A 24,528-nucleotide genomic window follows, 5' to 3' on the forward strand; every position below is an offset into this window, starting at 1 on the left:
GGTTCGCCGGGGCTTTTCTCGGCCCACCCATATACCCCCACCCGTATTCTGTGAAGGGTTCAGAAAGTCATGACCACCACCGACACCCACGCACCACCGGTACCGGGGCACGAACTGATGGCCCGGCTCGGCGCCACCATGGCCGACCGCTTCCGCCTCGTCGTCCTCGCCTGGATCGCCGTCGTCGTCGCGCTCGGCGCCGCCGCGCCGAGCGTGTTCAGTTCGCTCGCCGGCGCCGGCTGGCAGGCCAACGGTTCCGAGTCCGTCCAGGTCCGCGAACTCGCTCAGGAACAATTCGGTGGCACCGGGTCCGACGCCATCCAGGTCGTCGTGCACTCGCCGACCCGCACCGTCGACGACCCCGAGATGGCGGCCGCGATCGCCGGCGTCACCGACGTCCTGAACGCGGACGACCGCATCTCCGAGGTGGTGCCGCCGCGGCCGGGCATGACGATCAGCCCCGACGGGCACACCGCGATCGTGCTCGGCGGCGCAGGCGCCGACCCGAACGCCATGGTCACCGCGGCCGGTGACCTCGCCGACCCCCTCGCCGCGGTCGCGGGAGAGGGGATCGAGATCCACCCGACCGGCGCGTCGGCGTTGTGGAGCGACTTCAACGCCGCCAATCACGACGCGATGATCAAGGCCGAGATGCTGTCCTGGCCGGTCACCCTCGCGATCATGGTGCTGGCGTTCGGCTCGCTCGTCGCCGCCGGCCTACCGCTGCTGCTGACGATGGCCGGGCTGATCGCGTCCGCGGGCGCGCTGGTGTTGCTGAACGAACTCACGCCGATCTCGGTGTGGGCAATGAACTTCGCGATGATGTTCGCCCTCGCGCTCGGTATCGACTACGCGCTGTTCCTGGTCGTCCGGTTCCGGGACGCGCTGCGCGGCGGGGCGAGTGCCCGGCTGGCGGTCGCGCAGACGATGGCGACCGCGGGCAAGGCGGTGCTGCTGTCCGGGCTGACCGTGCTCGTCAGCCTGTCCGCGGTGCTGTTGGTGCCCGCTCCCGCGGTGCGGACGATGGCGGTCGGGATCATGCTGGCGGTGCTGTTCGTGCTCGCCGCGACCCTGACGCTGCTTCCCGCGGTGCTGGGCAGGCTCGGCGGCAAGATCAACGCGGGATCACTGCCCTACGCGAAGCGTCAGGAACACCGGTCGCCGCTGTTCGCCCGCTGGGGTGGGGTGGTGCACCGCAGGCCGTGGCCGCTGGCGCTCGGCGCCCTCGCCGTCCTTGCGCTGCTGTCGATCCCGGTGTTCGGGCTGAAGGTCGCGATGCCGTCGATCCAGGTGGTCCCGGAGGACGCCGCGGTGCGGCAGGGCTACGAGATCGTGCAGGAGCAGATGGGTGCGGGCGTGCCCGGCACGCTGCAGATCGTCGCGGATGCCCGGGACGCCGACGAGGTGGCCCGGGCCGCCGCCGCCACCGACGGCGTGGCAATGGTGAGCCCGGCCGTGTACTCCTCGGGTGACTCCGGTCTGGTGCTGGTGCAGGCGGTGCCGGACGTCGACCCGTCCGATCCGGCGCTCGCGGACACCCTGGACCGGCTGCGCACCGACCTGCCCGCGTCCGCGCTCGTCGGCGGCGCTCCCGCCGAGAACCTCGACCTGCAGCAGACGCTGAACGACTACCTACCGATCGTGATGGCGGTGATCCTGGTGCTCGGCTTCCTGCTGCTGCTGGTCGCGCTGCGCGCCCCGCTGGTGGCGCTGCTGGGCACGGTCGTCAGCCTGCTGTCCACCGGTGCCGCGTTCGGTGTCGCGACGCTGATCTTCCAGGACGGGCACGGCGCCGCGCTGCTCGGCTTCGAGCCGCAGGGCTTCCTCGATGGCTGGGGTCCGGTGTTCTTCTTCGCGATGATCTTTGCGATCGCGATGGACTACACGGTATTTCTGCTCTCCACCGTCAAGGAGCACTACGAGCGCACCGGCGACGCCGCGGCCGCTCAGGTCGAGGGCATGGCGCACTCGGGTCGGGTCATCTTCGCCGCTGCCGCGGTGATGGTCGGCGTGTTCTTCAGCTTCGCGCTGGCGCAGCCGCTGCCGCCGAAGGAGATGGGCATCATCCTCGGTGTCGCGGTGCTGCTGGACGCGGCGGCGATCCGACTGGTGCTACTGCCTGCGCTGCTGCGCATCACCGGCCAGGCGGCGTGGTGGTCACCGGCGTGGCTGCGCAGGCTGCTGCCGGAGATCAGCTTCTCGCACTGACGTCAGTGCTCCGGATCGGGTTCGGTGTACTCGTCCGGCCCCGGTTCGGTGTCCGATCCGGGGTCACGGTCGTCGTCGAGTGCACCGACCGCGATGCCGTATGGGAGGAACCGGACCCGGCGGCGCGGGTCGGTGTTGGACTTGTTGGCGCGCAGCGCGTCGAGTTCGGTCGCGTGGATCTGTTCGACCGTTGCTGCGCCGTCGTCTCCGACGACGAAGATCGCCCACACCCCGTCGCCGGTCTCGCCGGTGGTTCGCCGTCGACGCGGGTAGGTCACCGTGCTGGCGGGGCCGTGGTGGGTTGTCCACTCAAGCCCGGCATCGCCGATGATGTCGCCGATCCGGTCGACGGTCTCACGGATGCCCTCCCCGACCTGCCTCGCCAGGCGGTCGAGGTCGTCGGGATCGAATCCGAAGGGGCCATTGCTGGTCATGGAGGTCTCCTGTGGTCGTGGACGGGGGAGCGTTCGCCTCTGTGCCTCCAGTGTGGGCGTGTCACGGCCGCCCCGCCACGAGATCCGTCAAATACCCCGAGGGGTACCCTGGGGGTATCGGGACGTCGAGAGAAAGTGCAGGTGCCGAAAGATGACCGGAGACGAGGAGAGCATCGCCCAGGTGCTCAACCGATTGCGCCGGGCACAGGGACAGTTGGCGGGTGTGATCTCGATGATCGAGGACGGCCGCGACTGCAAGGACGTGGTCACCCAGCTCGCCGCGGTCTCCCGGGCGCTGGACCGCGCAGGCTTCAAGATCGTCGCGACCGGCCTGCGTGACTGCCTGCAGGGCGCCAGCAGGGAGAACCAGGAACCGATGACCGAGGCGGAGCTCGAGAAGCTCTTCCTCACACTGGCGTGACCGAGATGGACGCCGCGGCCTGGGACGAGCGCTACCGGGACCGGCCGGACCCGTGGGGCGGCGAACCCGCGGAGACCGTCCGCCAGCGGCTGGCTGGCGCGTCCCCGGGGCAGGCGGTGGACCTGGCCTGCGGGGACGGCAGGCACGCCCGCTGGCTGGCCCGCCAGGGGTGGCGGGTCACCGCCGTCGACCACTCCGAGGTCGCGATCGAACAGGCCCGCGCCAAGGACCCCGACGGCCGGATCGACTGGCGGGTAGGCGATGTCACGAACCTGGTTCCGGACGGCGCCGCTGACCTAGTGCTGATCAGCTTCCTGCACCTGCCGATCCCGCAGCTGCAGGCGCTGATCGCGACGGCAGCGCGGTGGCTCGACCCGGGCGGGCGCCTGCTGTACCTGGGACACTCGATCGACAACCATCACCGCGGGACCGGCGGCCCACCGGACCCGACCATCCTGCCCGGCATCGCGGACCTCGCGCCGGCCGCGCGGGGGCTGCGCGTCGACGCGCTCGAACACGTCCTGCGGCAGCAGGGCGACGGTACCGCCATCGACATCCTGCTCGAGTGCGGTCCGTGGGAGCAGCCCGAACATCACTGAGAAGGGAAGACGCACCATGGAACTCGGCATCGGAATCACCCTCACCGCGGACTTCGACGACGCGGTCGCCCGCACCAGGGACGCGCTGCAGCAGCAGGGGTTCGGCGTGCTCACGGAGATCGACATGCAGGCAACGCTGAAGGCGAAGATCGGCGCGGACCTGGACCGCTACCTCATCCTCGGCGCGTGCAATCCCGGACTGGCGAACCGGGCGGTCGGCGCCGACCCGCGGATCGGGCTGCTGCTGCCCTGCAATGTGGTGGTGCGGGCCGACGGTGACGCGGTGGTCGTTGAGGCGATGAACCCCCGGCTGATGGTCGAGGTCACCGGCAACCCGCAGCTCGCTGCCGTCGCCGACGAGGCGGCCGAACTGCTGGAGGCGGCGGTCGACGCGCTTCGCGCCTGACGTTCGATCCGCCGCGGCGGGCGCGTAGATTGCACTCTGTTCGTCACCGAATGGAGTGCGCATGTCTGTGGGAATTGGGGTCCGAATCGGCAGCCTGGTGTCGACGCTGGTTGTCGCGTCGAACGAGCCAGGCACCCCCGATCCGATCGTCATCGTCCGGGACACCGTGCTCTACGTCTGTTCGAACGGTGAGGTGGTCCTCGGGGGCGGCGATCCGCCGGAGGGTACCGAGTTCGTCGCAACGGTGTCGGGATTCGTTGGCCGAGTCGGAGATCCGGAAGGCATCGCCGCCAGTGACGGGACCCGGTATCGCGCCGAGGACGTCGTCGCGTCCGCGATGCGCGGACTGGTGCGCGAGTGTGAGCCCCTCCCCACCTTCGGCGGCCGCGACGGCGGCGCACCGACGGTGGTCGCCGCGTACCCGTCCATGTGGGACGGGGACCTCGTTGCGGACCTGCGCAACTCGCTGAACTATGCGGGCCTGAATGATCTTTCGCTCGTCTCCGATGCGGAGGCGGCCTGCGCCTGGTTCGAGTCCGAGGTTGCCGAGAAGCCCGGCCAGCTGATCGGCAGCTATCACGTCGACGACGCGGGCGCGACGGTCACCCTGGTCCGGTCCGGAGTGTCCAGCGGCCGCTCGTTCTGGTTCGCCGCGGGCCGCGGGTCGTCGCCGACCGCGCAGTTGTCCACCGCGCTCGGCGCATTCGGCTGGCTGCCGTCGAACCTGGACGCGGTGGTGGTGACCGGCGACGGCCTGGTCGCGCGCGACGACGTCGCGCTGCGGGGGGTCGCCGACGCGCTGGCAGGCAAGTTCGGGGTGCACGTCGTCGTCGGCCCGGGGCCGGAGCAGGCCGCGGCGCTCGGTGCCGCGATCCTCGCCGCCGGGTTCCGCAGTTCCACCCGGCCGAACAAGCCGATCGGATTGCCGCCGTCCTACGACGTGACCGAGGTGTTGACCGCGATCCGAGGACCGCTGCTGCCGCCCGAACTGACGGCGGAGGCGGCCGCGTCGGGCGCGGCGGCGGACGAGACGGTCACCCCGGACGTGGTGGTGATCGAGGCGGGGGCCAGCGCGGCGGCGGTCGCGACAGTCCTGCCCGAGGCGGCCACCGCCGCCGCGGACCCCGAGCCGGCCAACGGGGACGCCGCCGTCAGTTCGGGCGGCACCGCCGCGGTCAGTTCGGGCGGCACCGCCGCGGTAATTTCGGGCGGCACCGCCGCCGTCAGTTCGGGCGGCACCGCCGCGGTAATTTCGGGCGGCACCGCCGCCGTCAGTTCGGGCGGCACCGCCGCCGTGCCCTCGGGCGACGATGTCCCCGACTCGGAGCCGGGACCCGCCGGGCGAATCCTGCTGTGGGTGCTCGTCATCCTCGCGGGGGTCGCCCTGATCGTGGCGGCGCTGGCGGTCGTCGTCCTCTGATCCGGGTGGGCGGCTCACGGTTGTCGCCCCACAAGCGCTGTTTGTTGCCGAGGTAGTCTGGCGGCCATGCCGCTCTCGCCCCGGGTCCCCGAACTGGCCGCACTCGACGTGCTGGTTTCCGTCGCCCGGCTGGGCAGCATGGGGGCGGCCGGACGCGAGCACGGTCTCAGCCAGCAGGCCGTCAGCGCCCGGGTCCGGTCGGCCGAACGGCAGCTCGGCATCAAGGTGTTCGACCGCACCACCACCGGCGTCACCCCCACCTACGAGGGGGGCCTGGTGCTCGAATGGGCCGCCGGAACACTCACCGCCGCAGAACATCTCGCCTCCGGCGTCTCCGCGCTCCGGGGGGAGCGGGAAGCGAACCTCACCGTTGCCGCGAGCATGACCATCGCCGAGTACCTGGTCCCGGCGTGGACCGTGACGATGCGCCGCAAGAACCCGAAGGTGGTGACCTCGGTCCGGCTGCTCAACTCCGCCGACGTCGCCGCCCACGTCCTCGGCGGTGACGCCGACCTCGGCTTCGTGGAGGGCCCCGAGGTGCCCGCGGGTCTCGACGCGCGGGAGGTGGCTCGCGACGAGCTGGTCGTCGTTGTTCCGCCCGGCCACCCGTGGGCCCGGTCCGGGCCGATCTCGCCCGCCGAACTCGCCCGCACCCCGCTGATCCAGCGGGAGTTCGGGTCCGGTACCCGCACCACCCTCGAGCAGGCCGTCCCGGGATGCGTGGCACCGCTGCTCGAGTTGACGTCCTGCACCGCCGTCAAGGCCGCCGTCGTCGCGGGCAACGCCCCCGCCGTGGTCTCGTCGCTGGCGGTCGCGGCGGACCTGACGGACGGCCGCCTCGTCGGCGTCGCGCTCGAGGGCCTGCGGATTCCGCGGCGGCTGCTCGCCGTCTGGGATCGCGACCGCGGGGTCCGCGGGTCCGCCCGCGAGTTCCTCGACATCGCGGCCGGGGCGCGGTGACCGCGTCAGGCTATTCGCCTCCGGCGCTGTGTCGCCTATTCGCCTCCCGCGCTGTGTCGTCTATTCGCCTCCCGCGAAGCCGTGCTGACGCCAGGCCTCGTAGGTGACGACGGCGGCCGCGTTGGACAGGTTCAGTGACCGGCGGCCCGGCACCATCGGGATCCGCACCCGGTCGGTGACGTGCGGGTCCGCCAACACCTCCTCCGACAGGCCCGTCGGCTCCGGACCGAATAGCAGCACGTCACCCGGCAGGTAGGCGATGTCGGCGTACCCGGTGCTCGCGTGCGCGGTGAACGCGAACACCCGCTGCGGTGACAGTGCCGCCCACGCCGCGGACAGGTCCGCGTGCACGGTCACCGACGCCAGGTCGTGGTAGTCCAGTCCGGCCCGGCGCAGCTTCGGCTCGGAGAGATCGAACCCGAGCGGCCCGACGAGGTGCAGTTCGCACCCGGTGCCAGCGACCATCCGGATCGCGTTGCCGGTGTTGGGTGGGATGCGGGGCTCATGGAACATCACTCGGAACACGGCGTTCAGCTTGCCACCGCGGCGGCGAGCCGCACCGAACGGGCTGTTGCCGGGCAGGCCTCTCGGGCGATGCCGCGGTAACCACCCGTTCGGCGCCGACCCGCTGGCCGGAACGTGTCGGTGGGCCGTGCGACCCTCTCCCACGAAACATCAGCGCACCGAAATCCGGTGGCGTGGCACCGTGGGGGAGCAGTAGGTTCGGGATCCTCCCCTGGCGTGCCGTCGGCCGCCGGCGTGACCCAGCTCCCACCACCCGAAAGGTCAATCGTGACCGAGTCCACCCGTCTCGACACCGCCGACGGGCCCGCCGTCGGCGACCGCATCGAGCGGCGACACCTCCAGGTGATCGGCGTCCTGCTGGTCGCCACCTTCGTCGTGATTCTCAACGAGACGGTGATGTCCATCGCCATCCCGGTCCTCCAGGTCGAACTGGGTGTGCCGCCGAGCGTCGGGCAGTGGCTCACGACCGCGTTCATGCTCACGATGGCGGTGATCATCCCGCTCACCGGCTACCTCATCCAGCGCATCCCCACCCGCTCGCTGTACCTGCTCGCGATGTCGCTGTTCACGGCGGGAACCCTGATCGCGTTCGCCGCACCGGGATTCGGGGTGCTGCTGATCGCCAGGATCGTGCAGGCATCGGGGACGGCCATCATGCTGCCGCTGCTGATGACGACGGTCATGACCCTGGTTCCGCCCGCCCGCCGGGGCGCGATGATGGGCAACATCTCGATCGTGATCGCGGTGGCGCCCGCGCTCGGACCGACCATGTCGGGATTCATCCTCGACCACTTCGGGTGGCGGTGGATCTTCGGGTTCGTTGCCCCGTTCGCCGTGGTGGCGTTGGTCGTCGGCGCACGGTTCGTGGTGTCGGTGTCCGAGACGTCGGCGGCGCGCGTCGACCTGATGTCCGTCCCGCTCGCGGTGCTCGGATTCGGTGGTCTGGTGTACGGATTGGTGGGCATCGGCGAGTCCGCGCAGGGATCCTCGACCACCCCGGCGTGGGTGCCGTTCCTGATCGGTGCGGCCGCGCTGGCCGGCTTCATCGCCCGACAGTCGCGGTTGCAGCGCGAGGACCGGGCGCTGCTGGACCTGCGGGTGTTCGGCTCCCGCCAGTTCACCATCTCCGTCGTCGCGATGCTGGTCGGCATGGCGACGATGATGGGCACCTTCATCATCGTCCCGTACTTCGCGCAGTCGGTGCTGCACCTCGACCCATTCGAAACGGGCCTCATCACCCTCCCCGGCGGCCTGCTGATGGGTATCGCGGGGCCGATCGTCGGTCGCGTCTACGACCGGCGGGGCCCGCTCGTGCTGGTGGTCCCCGGATCGATCCTCGTCAGCATCGGTGTGTGGATGCTGATCGCGGTGAGCGCTTCGACGTCGCTGTGGTGGCTGCTGCTGTCCAACATCGCCCTGTGCCTCGGCCTCGCCGCGACCTTCACGCCGCTGATGACCTCCGGGTTGGGGTCGGTGGCCCCGCACCTCTACGCGCACGGCTCGGCGGTGGTTGGCACCTTCCAGCAGGTGGCTGGCGCCGCGGGCACGGCCATGTTCGTCACGGTGATGACGGTGGTCGCCTCGCGATCCGGTGCGGACGCCGAATCGCCCGACGCGATCGTTGAGGGGGTGCGGGCGGTCTTCCTCGTCGCGGGCATCCTGTCGTTCGTGCTGATCGCGGCGTGCCTGTTCGTTCGCAGGCCCGCGGACGCGCAGCAGGCGGCCGACCATCCGGTGCCCGAGCCAGCCCTGGAACGGTGACCAGCGGAGGAGATCGACGAATGCGTCGGCGCGGACCTCTCCGACGCGCGGTGGTCCCCGGCGGCACCGGGTGCCGCACGCGTCCCCGGCTCCCGGTGCCGGGGACGCGTGCGGCAGGGGCTCACGGCGCGGGGTACGCCCGCGGCAGCTCCATCCCGCGCTCGGCCAGCACGGCCCGCAGTCGGGTCGGGTAGTTGGTGATGATGCCGTCGACCCCCAGGTCGATCAGCGCGTGCATCCGGGCGGGATCGTCGACGGTCCACGGGACCACGACGTGACCCGCCTCGTGCGCGCCGGTGACGAGCGCCTCGTCCACCAGGCTGTGCGAGGGCGACATCACGTCGGCGCCCAACTGCTCCGCGGCCTCGAAGATGTCGCCGCCGACGGCGTCGTAGTCGACGGGGCCGGTCCAGGCCGAGCCCGGGACCCACTTGGGCTCGTTCCACAGCATCACCAGCGGGATGGACGGCTCCGCGGCGCGCACCAGCGGCAGTGACCGCCAGTCGAAGCTCTGGATCATCACCCGGTCGACGACGTCCGCGGCGCGGACCTCGTCGAGGATCGCGTCGACGTACTCCTCGGGCTCCGCGGTGAGCTCGCGGCGGTCCGCCTCGATCTTCGTCTCGATGTTGAAGTGCACGTCCGCCCCGTGCGCGGCGGCGAGCGTGAAGACCTCGCGCAGCTGGATCAGCTTGTTGCCCTCGACCGTCTCGGCGTCCGGGTGTGCGGCGAGCTTCTTGTCGCAGTTGAGGGTCTGGAGCTGGGCCCAGGTGAGGTCGTGGATGGCGTCGCCGACGTACGGGAACTGCGGGTCGTTCTCGGTGGCCGCCGCGGTGTCCGAGCACTTGTTCGACGAGATGGTCGCGTCGTGCCACACCACGGGGACGCCGTCGGCACTCATTACGATGTCCAGTTCGAGCGTCGTCACCCCCAGTTCGAGGGCCTTCCGGAACGCGGGCAGCGACTCCTCGATCGTCTCGCCCATGCCGCCGCGGTGCGCCTGCAGGTCGAAGCCGGCAGGAAGGGTGGTGCCGGGCCCGGCCAGGGAACCGGTGCCGCTTGAACCGGTCCCGAACATGCCGACGAGGTCGTCGAGCGGGTTCGGGGCGGCCTGCGCGGCGGCGGTGCCCAGCGTGGTGACGGCAACGGCGGCGGCTGCGACGGCTGCGCCGCGCACCAACAGGGCCGGACGGCGTCCACCGGGACGTCGACTGTGCGACATGGAAGTCCTTTCGCGTACGAAGGCGCCCGGATCGGGCGCTCGTCACAGGACGCTAGTGAGCGAAAACATCGAAATCGACTCGTGCGCAGGGAGTTCGGCAGGGTTTCACGACGTCGTCGTGTGGTGGTCGCGTCGTCGTCGGCGGGAGTTCACCGCGTCGGCCGGACCGCCCGCCCGCGGACGTCGGTACCGCCCGTCCCGCCCGTCGGTGCGGCAGGGCAGTATCGGGGTATGGCGCAGGAGCAGATTCAGGAGTTCGTCGGCGAGGACTTCTCGGACGCACGGTTGTCGCGGCAACACTGGGTGGACCGGCACTACACCGGGTGCACCTTCCGGGACGCCGATCTCAGCGAACTGCGCACCGAGCGGGTGGTGTTCACCGACTGCGACTTCACCGGCGCGGACCTGTCCGGGTCCGTGCACCGGGTCGCCGCCTTCCGCTCCTGCACTTTCGTGTGGACAAGGCTGTGGCACAGCGAGTTTCACAGTTCCACGATGATGGGATCGACCTTCGAGCAGTGTCGGCTGCGCCCGATCGAATTCGACGAGGTGGACTTCACGCTGGCCTCCCTCGGCAAGGCCGACCTGCGGGGCGTCGACTTCACCGACTGCCGGCTGCGGGAGGCCAACCTGGTCGACGCGGATCTGCGCAACACCGCGCTGCGTGCGGTGGACCTGCACGGTGCCCGCACCTTCGGTCTGCGCCTGGACGGGGCGGACCTGCGCGGCGCGCACGCCGACGCCTCGCTGTGGACCACCGCGAAACTCGCCGGAGCCAAGATCGATCTGACTCAGGCCGTCGCGATGGCCGCCGCGCACGGCCTCGTGGTCGGGGAGTGACGGCGGGTCAGCGGACGAACTCGCGGGCAAGCAGGTCCATCAGCAGGCCGTCGTCCCAGCTGCCGTCGTGCCGCATCGCGTACTCGCGCATCACCCCGACATCCCGGAAGCCGACCTGGCGGTAGCAGCCGATCGCCGCCGTGTTCGACACCGTCGGGTCGATCACCAGACGGTGATGGTGGTGGTCGTCGATCAGGTGCGCGCACAGCACCCGCACCACCTCGGTGCCGAGGCCGCGACCCTGCGCCTCGGCGGACAGAAACAGGTCGAGGCCCGCGCGGCGGTATTCCGGATCGGGCTCGGCGTACCACTGCGCGTAGCCGACGATCACCCCGTCCGCGAGCACCGTGTACCGGGTGGTGTTCGGCTCCGCCGCGTCGGGCCAGTCGTCGTCCGGCATCTGCCACCAGCGCCGCACCTCGGGCTCCCGGTGGATCTCCCGCAGCCGGGTCCGGTGCTCGGCGGTCAGCGGGGTCAGCAGCACCCGCGGACCCCGCAATTCCGGCGCGAGTTCAGGACTGTGTGCCATGAGTCCAGTCTTACCTGAAACAATGGTCGCCGTGACTGCGACGATCCTGGATGGCAAGGCAACCCGCGACGAGATCTTCATCGACCTGAAGGCCCGGGTGGACGCACTCAGGGCCAAGGGCATCACCCCCGGACTGGGCACCGTCCTGGTCGGCGACGACCCCGGCTCCGCGTCGTATGTGCGCGGCAAGCATGCGGACTGCGCGAAGGTCGGGATCAACTCGCTGCGCCGCGACCTGCCCGCCGACATCACCCAGTCCGAGCTCGAGGCCGTCATCGACGAGCTCAACGCCAACGACGAGTGCACCGGCTACATCGTGCAGCTGCCGCTGCCCAAGCACCTCGACGAGAACGCCGCCCTCGAGCGCATCGACCCGGACAAGGACGCGGACGGGCTGCACCCGGTGAACCTGGGCCGGTTGGTGCTCGGCAAGGACGCCACCCTGCCGTGCACCCCGCGCGGGGTCGTGCACCTGCTGCGCCGGTACGACGTGCCGATCGACGGCGCCCGCGTCACCGTCGTCGGCCGCGGTGTCACCATCGGCCGCCCGATCGGGCTGCTGCTGACCCGCCGGTCCGAGAACGCCACCGTCACCCTCTGCCACACCGGCACCAAGGATCTGGCCGCCGAGGTGCGCCGCGCCGACATCGTCGTCGCCGCCGCGGGTGTCGCGGGCCTGATCACCGCGGACATGGTCAAGCCGGGTGCCGCGGTCCTCGACGTGGGGGTGTCCCGCACCGCGGACGGGCTGCGCGGAGACGTCGCCGACGGGGTGCGTGAGGTCGCCGGATTCCTCTCCCCGAACCCCGGCGGTGTCGGCCCGCTGACCCGGGCGTTCCTGCTCAGCAACGTGGTCGAGCGGGCCGAGCAGCTCGCGGCCGAGTCGGCCTGACCGCCGGTGAACGCCTCGGCAGGCACCCCGGCCCGTGAGCCGGGGTTCGCGCGCCGGAACCTGCCGCTGCTCGTGGTGGCCGCGGTGGTTCTGGTCGGCGTCGGATTCGTGCTCGCCGATCGGTGGCGGCGCGGGGCCTTCGTCTTCGGGATCGCGACACTGCTGGCGGCCGGGTTCCGGCTCTGCCTGCAACCGGAGGAGGTCGGCCTGCTCGCCGTGCGCGGGCAGCCCTTCGACGTGGCCGCCCTCACCGTCGTCGGCGGCACCATCGTCTGGCTCGCGGTGTCGATCGACCCGCTCGGGACCGGCTGAGCCGCGGCCGCGCCCCGAGGGGCGGCGGCTACCGGGCGGGGCGTGCGGTCCTGGCCAGCCCCAGGGTCTCGGCAACCAGTTCGGTCACCCACGCGACCTCGGTGAGGAAGCCGTCGTGCCCCGCCGGCGAGTGCACCACTCGGGTGCCGTCGCACCCGGGGAGCAGGTTCGCCATCTCCTCGATCTGGTGCAGCGGCATGATCCGGTCGGAGTCGATGGCGCCGACGACCACCGGCACCGGCGTCGAGGACAGCGCGGCGGCGATGCCGCCGCGGCCCCGGCCGACGTCGTGCTTGTTGGCGCAGTGGGTGAGCGCGACGAACGAGCCGGCGTCGAAGGTCGCCACCAGCTTAGACGCGCAATGCTCGAGGTAGCTCTGCACCGCGTACCGGCCGCCGGTCCAGATGTCCTCGCCGTCCTGCTCGGCGTTCTCGAACTGGTCGTCGAGGGCGGCCGCGCCGCGGTACGTCAGGTGCGCGAACCGGCGGGCGATGTTCAGCCCGTTGTCCGGCGAGGTGCCGGTGCCGTAGTAGTCGCCGCCATGCCAGTTCGGGTCCGACGCGATGACATCGATCTGGGCGGTGTGGCCGCCGATCTGGTCCGCGGTGGCCCGCGGGCTGACCGCCAGCAGCAGCGCCGATGCGATCCGGTCCGGGTGGCCGATGATCCACTCCAGGGCGCGCATGCCGCCGAGCGAGCCGCCGACGACCGCGGCGAACCGGTCGATACCCAGCAGGTCCGCCAGCGCCCGTTCCGTCTCGACCTGGTCGCGGACCGAAATCGCGGGAAACCGCGAGCCCCAGGCGCGCCCGTCCGGTGCCGGTGACGCGGGCCCGGTCGTTCCGCGGCAGCTGCCGAGGGCGTTGGTGACGAGCACGCACCACTCGTCGGTGTCGATCGGGGCACCGGGCCCGACCATGCCCTGCCACCAGCCGGGGGTGGGATGGGCGTCATCCGCGGGCCCGATCACGTGCGAGTCGCCGGTCAGCGCGTGCTCGATCAACACGATGTTGTCGAGGTCGCGGCTCGGCTCACCCCAGCACTGGACGGCGACCGTGACGTCGGGCAGCTGCTCGCCCGACTCGAGCGGCAGGGTGCCGATCCCGAGATGGACCACCGTTCCGTCGGTCGGTGGAAAGTCCACCAGCGGCCGGGGGAGCGGCCGGGTGGTGGTCGAGGCGGAAGCTGTAGGGAGCACGGCGCGATGCTATCGAGCCGAGACACGCGCGATGGAGCATTCGCGAAACTGAGTCCCGCCCGCCGGTCAGCCGGTGCGCCCGGCGCGCGCCAGCTCCATCGTCTCGCCGAGCAGCCCGCGCACCCACGCGGCCTCGGTGAGGAACCCGTCGTGGCCGTCCGCGGAGTGGACCACCCGCAGCCCGTCACAGCCCGGCAGCAGGTCCGCGAGTTCCTCGAGCTGCCGCAGCGGGAACAGCCGATCGGAGTCGATGCCGCCGACGACAACCGGGACCGGGGTCGCGGTGAGGGCGGCCGCGACCCCACCGCGGCCGCGGCCGACGTCGTGCCGGTTGATGACGTCGGTGAGCACCACGTAGCTGCCGGGGTCGAACCGGGAGGTCAGTTTCCTCGCCTGATGGTCGAGATAGCTCTGCACCGCGTACCGGCCGCCCGCCCTGGGATCCTCACCCGGCTGGGGATCGTTCGCGAAGCGCCCGTCCAGACCCGCGTCGCCGCGGTAGGTCAGGTGTGCGATCTTGCGGGCGAGGGCCAGCCCGGCCCGGGGGGAGCGCCCGGTGCCGTGGTAGTCGCCGCCCTGCCAGTCGGGGTCGGCGGTGATGGCCGCGATCTGGGTGGTCTGGGTGCCGATCTGGTCGGCGGTGGCGCGCGCTCCGACCGCCAACACCAGCGCGGACCGCACCCGGTTCGGGTGTCCGGCCATCCACTCGAGGGCGCGCATGCCGCCCATCGAGCCGCCGATGACCGCCGCGAAGCGGTCCACCCCGAGCAGGTCCGCGAGCACGACCTCGGCGGCGACCTGGTCGCGGATGGAGATCGCCGGGAACCGGGAGCCCCACGCGACATGGTCCGGTGCCGGCGATGCCGGGCCGGTGGATCCGTCGCATCCGCCGAGCACGTTCGCGGTGACGACACACCATTCCTCGGTGTCCAGCGGCGCGCCGGGGCCGACCTGATCGTTCCACCAACCGGCAGTGGCGGATCCCTGTCCGGCCTCGCCGGTGACGTGCGAATCGCCGGTGAGCGCGTGCTCGACCAGCACGATGTTGTCGCGCGCTGCGGTTGGGGTGCCCCAGCACTGCACGGCGAGGACGACATCGGGCAGCACGGACCCGCTCTCGAGGCGCAGCGCGCCGATGCCGACCGTGACTCGGGTCCCGTCCGTCGGGAGCAGCCAGGACGCCCCGGGGGCGCCCGGTGCGGACTGCTCGTTCGATGCGGCGATCGTGGGCGGCGAGTCGGGGACGGGCACGATTCCCCATGCTAATGATCGGGGTGCGGGCCGCCAAACACCGCGGGTGTGTCGCGTCGACGGATCCGCTATCGGACCCGGCAGCCCGCCCGATGCGCACGCGCCAGGGCCATCGTCTCGCCGAGCAGGGTGGTGACCCACGCCGCCTCGGTGAGGAAGCCGTCGTGCCCGTCCTTCGAATGCACCACCCGCAGGCCCTCGCAGCCGGCGAGGTGGTCCGCGATCTCCCGCTGCTGCCACAGCGGATACAGCCGATCCGAGTCGACCCCGCCGACGATCGTCGGCACGGTGCACGCCGCAAGGGCTGCTTCCACGCCGCCGCGGCCGCGGCCGACGTCGTGCCGGTTCATCGCCTCGGACAACAGCACGTAGGTGGCCGGATCGAAGCGGGTGACCAGCTTCGCCGCCTGATGCTCGAGGTAGCTTTGCACCGCGTAGCGGCCACCCTGGCGCGGGTCCTCACCGTCCTGCGCCGCGTTCCGGAACCGGGAGTCGAGTTCGCCCTCGGTGCGGTACGTCAGGTGCGCGATGCGGCGGGCGATGCCGAGACCGGCCTCCGGCGAGCGTCCGGTGCCGTGGTAGTCGCCGCCCTGCCAATCGGCGTCGGCGGTGATGGCCGCCATCTGCGTGGTCTGGGTGCCGATCTGGTCGGCGGTGGCGCGGGCGCCGACCGCGAGGACGAGCGCGGCCGTCACCCGGTCCGGGTGGCCGACGATCCACTCCAGGGTGCGCATGCCGCCCATCGACCCGCCGAGGACGGCCGCGAACCGCTCGATTCCCAGCCGGTCCGCGAGCGCCACCTCGGCGGTCACCTGGTCGCGCACCGAGATCCCCGGGAACCGGGACCCCCACGCCCGCCCGTCCGGGGCTGGCGTCGCCGGGCCGGTGCTGCCGCGGCACCCGCCGAGGACGTTGGTGGCGACGACGCACCACTCGTCGGTGTCGATCGGCGCGCCGGGCCCGACCATGCCGTCCCACCAGCCGGGCGACGGGTGGTCGGCGGACGCCGGGCCGGTGACGTGCGAGTCGCCGGTCAGCGCGTGCTCGACGAGAACGATGTTGTCCCGGGCCGCGGTGGGCGTGCCCCAGCATTGGACCGCGAGCACGATGTCGGGCAGCACGGCGCCGCTCTCGAGGGTGAGCGCGCCGATCGGGATGTGCGTCAGCCGCCCGTCCGGCGGCGGGAACCCCGCGGGGGTGCCGGCCGGACGGGCGCCCGAGACGGAGCCGACTGTCAAGAGTTCGCCGCCGCGAATCCGGTCTCGAGGTCGGCCAGGATGTCGTCGATCCCCTCGATGCCGACGGCCAGCCGCACCAGTCCGGGTGTGACGCCGGAGGCCAACTGCTCCTCCGGGGACAGCTGGGCGTGGGTGGTCGAGGCGGGGTGGATCACGAGCGAACGCACGTCGCCGATGTTAGCGACATGACTGTGCAGCGTCAGGGCATCGACGAACTTCTTGCCCGCCGGGGCGCCGCCCTCGAGTTCGAACGCGACGATCGCGCCCGGACCCTTCGGGATCAGCGCCCGCGCCCGCTCGTGCCACGGCGAGCTCGGCAGCCCCGCATAGGAGACGGACGTGACGTCCGACCGGGCATCCAGGAACTCCGCGACCCGCTGCGCGTTCTGCACGTGCCGTTCGATCCGCAGGCTCAACGTCTCGATGCCCTGGCTGATTAGGAACGCGTTGAACGGCGACACCGCCGACCCGAGGTCGCGCAGCAACTGCACGCGGGCCTTGAGCGCATAGGCGGGCGCACCGAGGTCCGCGAAGACGGCACCGTGGTAGCTGGGATCGGGGGTGGTGAAGCCGGGATGCCTGCCCTGCGTCCAGTCGAAGGTGCCGCCGTCGACGATGACCCCGGCGATCGCGGTGCCGTGGCCGCCGAGGTACTTCGTCGCCGAGTGCACGACGATGTCCGCGCCGTGCTCGAGCGGGCGCAGCAGGTACGGGGTGGCGACCGTGTTGTCGACGATCAGCGGGATCCCCGCCGCATGCCCGACCGCGGCAATCCCGGGGATGTCGAGCACGTCGTTGCGCGGGTTCGAGATGGACTCGCCGTAGAACGCGACGGTGGTCGGGCGGATCGCGGCCCGCCACTGCTCGAGGTCGTCGGGGTCCCCGACGAACGTGACCTCGACGCCGAGCTTCGCGAGGGTGTAGTGGAAGAGGTTGTAGGTGCCGCCGTACAGCCGCGGGCTGGCGACCACGTGGTCGCCAGCACCCGCGAGGTTCAGCAGCGCGAACGTCGTCGCGGCCTGCCCGGAGGCGAGCAGCAGCGCGGCGACGCCGCCCTCGAGCGCGGCGATCCGCTGCTCGACCGCGTCCTGCGTCGGGTTCATGATGCGGGTGTAGATGTTGCCGGGTTCGGCAAGCCCGAACAGCGCCGCGGCGTGGTCGGTGCTGTCGAAGGTGTACGAGGTGGTCTGGTAGATCGGCAGCGCCCGGGCCTTGGTGGTGGCGTCCGAGGTCTGCCCGGCATGGATCTGCTTCGTCTCGAAGCTCCACCCTGCCGTCGGATCGATCGTGTTCTCACTCATGGGTGACTCTGGCTCCAGGGGTGTCGGGAGATGGGGCGCGTCTCCGGCGCCGAGGGCTGATCGGGCCTATCTGCGACAACAACACATGGTGAACCTCCGGTGGGTCGTGGCCCTGTCGGTGGGTCCGTCCCAGCGGACCCGCGCTTGTCATCCGACGTGTTCTCGAACAACCAGGTCATCACCCGGGGCACCCCACCGCGGATGGAGGGTTGCCGACCAGCGAGCCGGGGCTTGGCACTGGCACTCATGACCTGGCAGCGATCTTAGCGTCAGCGGTCGAACCCGCGGCATCGGGGCGGAGCCGCGATCGGGTGACCCGCGTAACACGACTAAAGTCCTGGTCGCACGCATGCCCGACCAGTCTGGGGGATTTCCGCAGTGAAGGACGCCGCGTCGGCGCTGACCCGGGGTTTGTCGGCCCGCCACATCCGTTTCATCGCGCTCGGCTCGGCGATCGGGACCGGACTGTTCTACGGCTCGGCCGAGGCCATCGAGAAGGCCGGACCGTCGGTGCTGCTGGCGTACCTGATCGGCGGCGTCGTCGTCTACATCGTGCTGCGGGCGCTCGGTGAGATGGCGGTCCGCAACCCGGTCTCCGGCTCGTTCGGCGAGTACGCAGGCAAACACCTCGGACCGCTCGCCGGATTCCTGACCGGCTGGACCTACACGTTCGAGATGATCGTCGTGTGCCTCGCCGACGTCACCGCGTTCGGCGTCTACATGGGCTTCTGGTTCCCCGATGTCCCCCGCTGGATCTGGGTGTTGGCGATCGTGTTCTTCATCGGGGCACTGAACCTGCTCAGCGTCAAGGTGTTCGGCGAGCTGGAGTTCTGGTTCACCCTGGTCAAGGTGGCCGCGATCATCGCGATGATCGCGGCGGGCGTTGCGATCCTGATCTTCGGGTTCGGCATCCACGACACCTCCGAGGGGGTGAGCAACCTGTGGGCCGAGGGCGGCTTCTTCGCGAACGGCTTCGGCGGGTTCGTCGCCTGCTTCGCGATTGTCATGTTCGCGTTCGGCGGCACCGAGATCATCGGCATCACCGCCGGCGAGGCCGAGGATCCGGCCCGCACGATTCCCCGCGCCGTGAACACGGTGCCCGCGCGGATCATGCTGTTCTACATTGCGACGCTGGCGGTGATCATGGCGATCACCCCGTGGCATTCGGTCGGCACCGAGGGCAGCCCGTTCGTGCAGATCTTCGAGGGCCTCGGGGTTGGGCCGGCCGCGGCCGTGCTGAACGTCGTCGTCATCACCGCGGCCCTGTCCGCGATCAACAGCGACATCTTCGGCGCAGGCCGGATAATGTACGGCATGGCGCAGCGCGGTCAGGCGCCTGCCGTGATGACGCGGGTGACCCGGGCCGGGGTGCCGTGGATGACGGTGGTGGTGATGATCGGCGCGCTGCTGGTCGCGGTGCTGTTGAACTACCTGATCCCCGAATCGGTGTTCCTCGTCATCGCGTCGATCGCCACCTTCGCCACCATCTTCGTGTGGGTGATGATCCTGCTGTCGCAGTACCGGTCCCGCCGCCGGATGAGCGACGCGGAGGTGGCGGCGCTGACCTTCCCGGTCCCGCTGTGGCCGTACGCGCAGCTCGCGGCGCTCGCGTTCCTCGGCTTCGTGATCGTGGTCCTCGCATTCGACGCCGACACCAGGGTGGCCCTCGTCGTTGGTGCGGTGTGGTTGGTCGGTCTCGCGCTGGCGTACCTGCGGTTCGTCCGGCCCGCCGGTGACCGGCCGGATCCGGTTCCCGCCGACCAGCCCCGATGACACCGCTACCCTGAGCGGCGCCGGGCACCCGGTGACCACCGACCGGGAGGACAACACCGTGCCAGGAACCGGACGATCAGCGAGCGGGCTGGCCGCCCTCATCCCCGTCGCGGTGCTGCTCGGCGGGTGCGGCACGCCCGACGGCGACACCCACGCGGACGGGCCAGCCAGGGGCGGCACGTGTCAACGATTCGAGTCGTTCTCCGGGCAGCTCGTCGTCGGCAACCCGGACGCGGCGCCCCCGACCCGGGTGCTGGTGCCGGTGGAGCCGGGGGCGGCGCTGCCGCAGCCACCCGACCTTCCGTCGCTGGTGTCGATCGGGGTGGACCGGGAACCGGGCCGCGACAGCGTCGTCCTCGAACTCGGGGGCGACGGCACCACGGGGTGGGCCGCCCGCTTCGTGCAGATGCCGCTGCTGCGGGGGACGGACGACCCCGTCGCGGTCCCCGGGGCGTGCATCCTGCAGGTCGACCTGACCGGGATCGACCCCGGCCAGCCGGGGGAGGGCGGCGGTCCGACCCGGATCACGCCGGACGGCGACGCGACCTCCCCGGTCGTCGAGGTGCTGAGCTATCCGACCGGCGACGGGGTGAAGCAGGTCTTCGTCGGTACCCGCAGCGGTGCCCCGGAGGTGACGGTCGGGTCGGTCGACGCCCGCCGCGCGATCACCATCACGATCTCGTCCTAACCCGCATCCTGGCGGCGCGTCACGGCAGCGGGAACCGGGTCGCGGCAAGGGAGGCGTAGTCGGTCCCGTCGTGCCCGACCATCCACGAGCCACCCTGCTGGTGGCAGGTAGCGACCACATCGAAGGCCTTCATCAGGAACAGGATCGCGTCCTCGGCGTTCGGCGCGAGGGCGAGCTGATGGGATTCACCGGGCCGGGCCATGTCCAGCCAGACGCCCCGGTTGCCGTCGAGTCGCATCCCGAGCACGTGGGTGACGTCGACGAACTGGTACTTGCGGTGCTGCCACGGCGTGCTGTGCGAGTAGCCCTGTTCGAGCACCTGAATCAGAATCGTCATCGCTGCCGGCCTCCAGCGTCATTATTCCGCCGGCCGCGGTCGTAAATCCAGGTGTCGGGCCCGGGTGATTGGATGGTCCGGTGGTGCACGCGCTGTGGTCCCCCGGGTCGGGCCTGATGCTCTGGCGCGACGCCGCAACTCCCGGCGACGCCGCCGATCTGCCGTCGCCGCTGCCCGGTGTGTTGGGTCGCCGGTTCCGGCACCGTGCCACCGTCGCACTGCCGAACGGCGACGGCACCGTCGCGGAGGTGACGGTGCCCGCGTTGGCGTTGGCGCCGCCCGCCGCCGCCTCCCTGCTGCTCGACCTGCCCGCCGCCGATCCCCGGCTGTCCGGCGACCTCCGCTACCTGATCCACGTCGCGCGGGGGGTGTGTCGGTGGGCGGAGGCCGGGCGGGTGGTGCCGGACCTGCGCCGCGAGGACGGCCAGTGGTGGGTGCGGTGGCGGCTGCTCGGTGGCGACGGGCAGCGCGCGTGGCTCGCCGAACTCGCGGTCGCGATGCCCGGCGTGCTGCGCGCCGCCGGTGGCAGGCAGGCCCTCGAGGCGTTCGTGGAGACGCTCACCGATCCGATCGTGCGGGGCCGGCTCGCGGGCCGGGACGCCGGCCATCCGCTGTTGCACGCGCTGCTCACCGACACCCCGCTCGCGGTGGCCGACGCGGGCGGGGCGGCGCAGGCGGAGGCCCGGCTGACCCGATGGCGGGAGTCGGCCACCGCGCAGGAACCGGATCTGGTGCTCCGACTCCTCGAGCCCGACGACTCGGGGGACGATCCCGAGGACGCGCTGTGGCGGCTCGAGGTGTGCCTGCGTCCGGCGGGGGAGGCGCCGGCACCGGTCCGGCACACCGACCCGGACGGGCTCCGGCTCGCGTTGCGCAAACTCGCGGTCGCGATGGAGGCCTATCCGCGTCTGCGCGCCGTCCCCACCGACCCGGACGGGCTTGACCTGCTGCTGCCGTTGCCGGTGGTCACCGACCTTGTCGCGCACGGTGCCCGCGAGCTCGCCGCCGCCGGGATCGCGCTGCTGCTGCCGAGGGAATGGATGATCGCCGCGCCCTCCCTGCGGCTGACGGTGACCAGCCCGCCGGTGCTGCTCGACACCGACGACCGGGCCGTCGGGCTCGGCCAGCTGCTGTCCTACAACTGGGAACTCGCCGTCGGCGACCTGGTGCTCACCGCCGCCGAACTGGACCGGCTCGCCAGCTCCGCCTCGGATCTGGTCCGGCTGCGGGGTCGCTGGGTGCAGGCCGACGGGGCGGCGCTCGCGAGGGCCGCGAAGTACGTCGGCGCACGACCCGATGACGCTTCGACGCTGGGTGGCCTGCTCGCCGAACTCGGGTCCGGCCCGCCTCCGCTGCCGGTCGACGAGATCGCGTCGACGGGATGGGTTGCGGCGCTGCTCGATTCCCGGTCGCGTCCCGAACCGGTTGCCGTCCCGGCGGGGCTGGCCGCGACGCTGCGGCCCTACCAGCGGCGCGGACTGGACTGGCTGGCGTTCATGTCCAAGCTCGGGCTCGGTGCGGTCCTCGCCGACGACATGGGGCTCGGAAAAACGGTGCAGGTGCTGGCGTTGCTCGCCCACGAGCGGGAGACGGCAGGCCGGACACAGCCCGATCCGGTCCCACCGACGCTGCTGGTGTGCCCGATGTCGGTGGTGGGTAACTGGCAGCGCGAGGCGGCGACCTTCACCCCGCGCCTGCGGGTATACGTCCACCACGGCGCGGGCCGACTGCGCGGCGACGCGCTGATCGCCGCGGCGACCGGACACGACCTCGCCGTCACCACCTATGCGCTCGCCGCCCGCGACCGCGACGTGCTGGGTGGGATCGGCTGGGGGCGGGTGGTTCTCGATGAGGCGCAGCACGTGAAGAACGCGGGGACGGCGCAGTCGCGGGCGGTGCGCGCGATACCCGCCCGGCACCGGTTGGCGTTGACCGGCACGCCCGTCGAGAACCGGCTAGAGGAACTGCGCGCGATCCTCGACTTCGCGAACCCCGGGCTGCTCGGGTCGCCGCAGCAGTTCCGGGCCCGGTTCGCGGTCCCGATCGAACGCGAACGCGACCAGGCGGCGCTGGCGCGGCTCACCGCGGTCACCGCACCGTTCGTGCTGCGCCGGGTCAAGACCGACCCGGCGGTGATCTCGGATCTCCCGGACAAGTTCGAGATGACGGTGCGCGCCAACCTGACCGCCGAGCAGGCGAGCCTGTACCGGGCGGTGCTCGACGACATGACCCGGCGACTGCGGGACGCCGACAATCCGCGTGCCCGCAAGGGGGTGGTGCTCGCGGCGCTGACCCGGCTCAAGCAGGTGTGCAATCATCCCGCGCACTACCTCGCGGACGGGTCGGCGGTGCTGCGCCGCGGCAGGCACCGGTCCGGGAAGCTCGCCCTCGTCGAGGACATCGTCGACGCCGTTCTCGGGGACGGTGAGCGGGTGCTGCTGTTTACCCAGTTCCGGGAGTTCGGGTCGATCGTCGCGCCGTACCTCGCCGAGCGGTTCGGGGTGCAGGTCCCGTTCCTGCACGGCGGGGTGCCGCGGACCGCCCGCGACGCGATGGTGCGGGACTTCCAGCAGGGCGCGTCGACGACGCCGATCATGCTGCTCTCCCTCAAGGCTGGCGGCACCGGACTCAACCTGACCGCCGCCAATCACGTCGTGCACCTGGACCGGTGGTGGAATCCGGCGGTGGAGAACCAGGCCACCGACCGGGCGTTCCGGATCGGGCAACGCCGGGACGTGCAGGTGCGCAAGCTGCTGTGCGTCGGCACCCTCGAGGAACGGATCGACGCGATGCTCACCGGCAAGGCGGAACTGGCGGACCTCGCGGTCGGGGTGGGGGAGAAGTGGATCACCGAGATGAGTGACGACGAGCTCGCCGCGCTGATGCGCCTCGGCCCCGACGCGGTCGGCGAATGAGCAGCCGTGCGGTGCCGCGTCGGGCGGCCACGCCCGGCTGGGGTCGGTCCCTGCTCGCGGCCATCGAACGCTCCGTCGAGGTGGCCCGCCTCGCGCGCGGGCGCAGCCACGTCCGGGCGGGCCAGGTGCTCGGGACGCGGATCGCGCCGGGCCTGGTGATCGGCGAGGTGCAGGGCAGTCAGAACGAGCCGTTCACCGCGACGGTCACGGTCCGCCGCCTCGACGCCGCGGAACTGGGCGAGGTGGTGGACCGGGTCCGCGGCACGCCGGGAGTGCTCGCGTCGGTCGCGGCGGGGACGGTGCCCGCCGAGCTCGGGGAGCTGCTGCTGCCGACCGGGTCGGGCGACCTCGACTTCGGGTGCACCTGCCCGGACCAGGGGTGGCCGTGCCGGCACGCGGCCGCGCTGGTCGCGGTGACGGCGGAGCGGCTCGACACCGACCCGACGCTGCTGCTGACGCTGCGCGGGGTGGACCTTGACACCCTGATCCACGGCGTCGACGACCGCTCCGACGGACCCGAGGATCCGGGGGACTGGTTCGGTGACGCGACGGACCTGCCCGCGCTGCCGCGCCCGCCGATCGCGCCAGCGCCGCAGGAGCTGAACCCGGTGCACCTGCATGCCGCGCTGCGGGCGACCGCCCCCGGCGACCACGACCTCGCCCGGGCCGCCCGCGACCTCGACGACCTCTATTCGGCCCTCGGGGGATAGCGCTCGTCGTCATTCCGATCGGGCCGCCATCGGGTCGGCGGACGTGGCGGCTACCGGGGTGCGCCGGAGGGGCAGGAATCGATCGGTGCCTCGAAGGTGGCACTGCCTGCGACCTCGAAGACGAAGGTGACCGCCGCGCTCCGCCCCGGCTGCACCCACTCTTCCAGTTGGTACATCAGCACGTGGATCGGTTCGTCCGGTGCCATCGGCGCGTCGAGCTGCTCGACGGGTTGGCCGGCGGCGAGGGCGGACCCGCCGTCGAGGAGGAGCAGATCCGGCGCAGCCTCAATGGTCACCGACTGCGCGGCGTCGCTGGTGATTCCGACCAGGCGATCGGGCTCCCGGCCGGTGTTGACCGCCGTGAAGGACAGTTCCGACGGGCCGTCGCGTTGCAGGACGCAGGTTCCGGGTTCGACCGAGGGGGTGATTCGAACGTTCCGCAGGTCGATGCCGCCCACCTCGGCCTGGCTGCCGTACGCGTGCGGAATGTCCTCGACCGGGTTTGCGCCACCCCAGCAGCCGGACACCGTGCCGGCGATCGCGATGGAACCGAGAGTCATCCCTGATCTGCGTCGCATGTTGGTGGGA

The 24,528-nt window shown here is 71.5% G+C and carries 24 protein-coding genes and 1 riboswitch; of the genes, 14 read left to right on the top strand and 10 right to left on the bottom strand.

Annotated features, from left to right (window positions below; translation table 11 throughout):
* Positions 1 to 69 precede the first annotated feature (69 nt).
* Positions 70 to 2,208 (top strand): MMPL family transporter, encoded by a 2,139-nt coding sequence (locus ACFWQG_RS02435; protein ID WP_378505958.1) that lies wholly within the window; start codon positions 70 to 72, stop codon positions 2,206 to 2,208.
* Between the two features lie 2 nt (positions 2,209 to 2,210).
* Here ACFWQG_RS02435 and ACFWQG_RS02440 read toward each other — a convergent pair whose 3' ends face one another.
* A complete protein-coding gene (locus ACFWQG_RS02440) occupies positions 2,211 to 2,642 on the bottom strand; it encodes a hypothetical protein (protein ID WP_378505959.1) in 432 nt (143 codons plus the stop codon).
* Between the two features lie 151 nt (positions 2,643 to 2,793).
* On the opposite strand from ACFWQG_RS02440, the gene ACFWQG_RS02445 reads away from it, so the two are divergent.
* The 5 genes from ACFWQG_RS02445 (at position 2,794) to ACFWQG_RS02465 (ending at position 6,448) form a co-directional block, all read left to right on the top strand.
* Positions 2,794 to 3,063, top strand: a complete 270-nt coding sequence (locus tag ACFWQG_RS02445; RefSeq protein ID WP_378505960.1) for a metal-sensitive transcriptional regulator — start codon at positions 2,794 to 2,796, stop codon at positions 3,061 to 3,063.
* A gap of 5 nt (positions 3,064 to 3,068) precedes the next feature.
* On the top strand, positions 3,069 to 3,662 hold the full coding sequence (locus ACFWQG_RS02450; protein ID WP_378506059.1) for a class I SAM-dependent methyltransferase: 594 nt from the start codon (positions 3,069 to 3,071) through the stop codon (positions 3,660 to 3,662).
* 16 nt (positions 3,663 to 3,678) lie between these two features.
* Positions 3,679 to 4,068, top strand: a complete 390-nt coding sequence (locus tag ACFWQG_RS02455; protein WP_378505961.1) for a DUF302 domain-containing protein — start codon at positions 3,679 to 3,681, stop codon at positions 4,066 to 4,068.
* 61 nt (positions 4,069 to 4,129) lie between these two features.
* A complete protein-coding gene (locus ACFWQG_RS02460) occupies positions 4,130 to 5,488 on the top strand; it encodes a hypothetical protein (RefSeq protein WP_378505962.1) in 1,359 nt (452 codons plus the stop codon).
* A gap of 66 nt (positions 5,489 to 5,554) precedes the next feature.
* Complete coding sequence (locus tag ACFWQG_RS02465) at positions 5,555 to 6,448, top strand: LysR family transcriptional regulator (protein ID WP_378505963.1); 894 nt, start codon at positions 5,555 to 5,557, stop codon at positions 6,446 to 6,448.
* Positions 6,449 to 6,508: 60 nt separating this feature from the next.
* On the opposite strand, the gene ACFWQG_RS02470 is transcribed toward ACFWQG_RS02465, so the two are convergent.
* Complete coding sequence (locus tag ACFWQG_RS02470) at positions 6,509 to 6,973, bottom strand: tRNA (cytidine(34)-2'-O)-methyltransferase (protein WP_378505964.1); 465 nt, start codon at positions 6,971 to 6,973, stop codon at positions 6,509 to 6,511.
* A gap of 267 nt (positions 6,974 to 7,240) precedes the next feature.
* Between ACFWQG_RS02470 and ACFWQG_RS02475 the strand changes: the two genes are divergently transcribed.
* The gene (locus ACFWQG_RS02475; RefSeq protein WP_378505965.1) at positions 7,241 to 8,734 is read left to right on the top strand and encodes an MDR family MFS transporter; all 1,494 of its coding nucleotides are present in this window, start codon (positions 7,241 to 7,243) and stop codon (positions 8,732 to 8,734) included.
* Between the two features lie 121 nt (positions 8,735 to 8,855).
* On the opposite strand, the gene ACFWQG_RS02480 is transcribed toward ACFWQG_RS02475, so the two are convergent.
* Positions 8,856 to 9,956, bottom strand: coding sequence for a glycerophosphodiester phosphodiesterase family protein (locus ACFWQG_RS02480; RefSeq protein WP_378505966.1), 1,101 nt, complete (start codon positions 9,954 to 9,956; stop codon positions 8,856 to 8,858).
* 231 nt (positions 9,957 to 10,187) lie between these two features.
* Here ACFWQG_RS02480 and ACFWQG_RS02485 point away from each other — a divergent pair, with 231 nt between their 5' ends.
* The gene (locus ACFWQG_RS02485) at positions 10,188 to 10,796 is read left to right on the top strand and encodes a pentapeptide repeat-containing protein (protein ID WP_378505967.1); all 609 of its coding nucleotides are present in this window, start codon (positions 10,188 to 10,190) and stop codon (positions 10,794 to 10,796) included.
* 7 nt (positions 10,797 to 10,803) lie between these two features.
* Here ACFWQG_RS02485 and ACFWQG_RS02490 read toward each other — a convergent pair whose 3' ends face one another.
* The gene (locus ACFWQG_RS02490) at positions 10,804 to 11,325 is read right to left on the bottom strand and encodes a GNAT family N-acetyltransferase (RefSeq protein ID WP_378505968.1); all 522 of its coding nucleotides are present in this window, start codon (positions 11,323 to 11,325) and stop codon (positions 10,804 to 10,806) included.
* Positions 11,326 to 11,356: 31 nt separating this feature from the next.
* Here ACFWQG_RS02490 and ACFWQG_RS02495 point away from each other — a divergent pair, with 31 nt between their 5' ends.
* Together ACFWQG_RS02495 and ACFWQG_RS02500 are read left to right on the top strand one after the other, a co-directional pair.
* Positions 11,357 to 12,217, top strand: a complete 861-nt coding sequence (locus tag ACFWQG_RS02495) for a bifunctional methylenetetrahydrofolate dehydrogenase/methenyltetrahydrofolate cyclohydrolase (RefSeq protein WP_378505969.1) — start codon at positions 11,357 to 11,359, stop codon at positions 12,215 to 12,217.
* A 6-nt stretch (positions 12,218 to 12,223) separates the two neighbouring features.
* Positions 12,224 to 12,529, top strand: coding sequence for a DUF3017 domain-containing protein (locus ACFWQG_RS02500; RefSeq protein WP_378505970.1), 306 nt, complete (start codon positions 12,224 to 12,226; stop codon positions 12,527 to 12,529).
* A gap of 28 nt (positions 12,530 to 12,557) precedes the next feature.
* On the opposite strand, the gene ACFWQG_RS02505 is transcribed toward ACFWQG_RS02500, so the two are convergent.
* The 4 genes from ACFWQG_RS02505 to ACFWQG_RS02520 form a co-directional block, all read right to left on the bottom strand.
* Positions 12,558 to 13,673, bottom strand: a complete 1,116-nt coding sequence (locus ACFWQG_RS02505; RefSeq protein ID WP_378506060.1) for a homoserine O-acetyltransferase — start codon at positions 13,671 to 13,673, stop codon at positions 12,558 to 12,560.
* A 120-nt stretch (positions 13,674 to 13,793) separates the two neighbouring features.
* Positions 13,794 to 14,951 (bottom strand): homoserine O-acetyltransferase, encoded by a 1,158-nt coding sequence (locus ACFWQG_RS02510; RefSeq protein WP_378506061.1) that lies wholly within the window; start codon positions 14,949 to 14,951, stop codon positions 13,794 to 13,796.
* A gap of 95 nt (positions 14,952 to 15,046) precedes the next feature.
* Positions 15,047 to 16,216: a homoserine O-acetyltransferase gene (locus tag ACFWQG_RS02515; protein ID WP_378505971.1), complete on the bottom strand. Its 1,170-nt coding sequence runs from the start codon at positions 16,214 to 16,216 to the stop codon at positions 15,047 to 15,049.
* Positions 16,213 to 17,517, bottom strand: a complete 1,305-nt coding sequence (locus ACFWQG_RS02520) for a bifunctional o-acetylhomoserine/o-acetylserine sulfhydrylase (protein ID WP_378505972.1) — start codon at positions 17,515 to 17,517, stop codon at positions 16,213 to 16,215. The genes ACFWQG_RS02515 and ACFWQG_RS02520 overlap by 4 nt, the downstream gene beginning before the upstream one ends.
* Positions 17,518 to 17,652: 135 nt before the next feature.
* Positions 17,653 to 17,769, bottom strand: a riboswitch (SAM riboswitch).
* A 126-nt stretch (positions 17,770 to 17,895) separates the two neighbouring features.
* Here ACFWQG_RS02520 and ACFWQG_RS02525 point away from each other — a divergent pair.
* Complete coding sequence (locus tag ACFWQG_RS02525; protein WP_378505973.1) at positions 17,896 to 19,290, top strand: amino acid permease; 1,395 nt, start codon at positions 17,896 to 17,898, stop codon at positions 19,288 to 19,290.
* Positions 19,291 to 19,348: 58 nt separating this feature from the next.
* A complete protein-coding gene (locus ACFWQG_RS02530; RefSeq protein WP_378505974.1) occupies positions 19,349 to 19,978 on the top strand; it encodes a hypothetical protein in 630 nt (209 codons plus the stop codon).
* A gap of 19 nt (positions 19,979 to 19,997) precedes the next feature.
* Here ACFWQG_RS02530 and ACFWQG_RS02535 read toward each other — a convergent pair whose 3' ends face one another.
* On the bottom strand, positions 19,998 to 20,315 hold the full coding sequence (locus tag ACFWQG_RS02535) for a hypothetical protein (RefSeq protein ID WP_378505975.1): 318 nt from the start codon (positions 20,313 to 20,315) through the stop codon (positions 19,998 to 20,000).
* Between the two features lie 116 nt (positions 20,316 to 20,431).
* On the opposite strand from ACFWQG_RS02535, the gene ACFWQG_RS02540 reads away from it, so the two are divergent.
* Together ACFWQG_RS02540 and ACFWQG_RS02545 are read left to right on the top strand one after the other, a co-directional pair.
* Positions 20,432 to 23,230, top strand: a complete 2,799-nt coding sequence (locus tag ACFWQG_RS02540; RefSeq protein WP_378506062.1) for a DEAD/DEAH box helicase — start codon at positions 20,432 to 20,434, stop codon at positions 23,228 to 23,230.
* A complete protein-coding gene (locus ACFWQG_RS02545) occupies positions 23,227 to 23,940 on the top strand; it encodes an SWIM zinc finger family protein (RefSeq protein ID WP_378505976.1) in 714 nt (237 codons plus the stop codon). Before ACFWQG_RS02540 ends, ACFWQG_RS02545 begins: the two co-directional genes overlap by 4 nt.
* 50 nt (positions 23,941 to 23,990) lie before the next feature.
* On the opposite strand, the gene ACFWQG_RS02550 is transcribed toward ACFWQG_RS02545, so the two are convergent.
* On the bottom strand, positions 23,991 to 24,500 hold the full coding sequence (locus ACFWQG_RS02550; RefSeq protein WP_378505977.1) for a hypothetical protein: 510 nt from the start codon (positions 24,498 to 24,500) through the stop codon (positions 23,991 to 23,993).
* Positions 24,501 to 24,528: the final 28 nt, after the last annotated feature.

Origin of the sequence: Rhodococcus sp. NPDC058532, assembly GCF_042719255.1 — a bacterium.
Lineage (GTDB): Bacteria > Actinomycetota > Actinomycetes > Mycobacteriales > Mycobacteriaceae > Rhodococcus_G.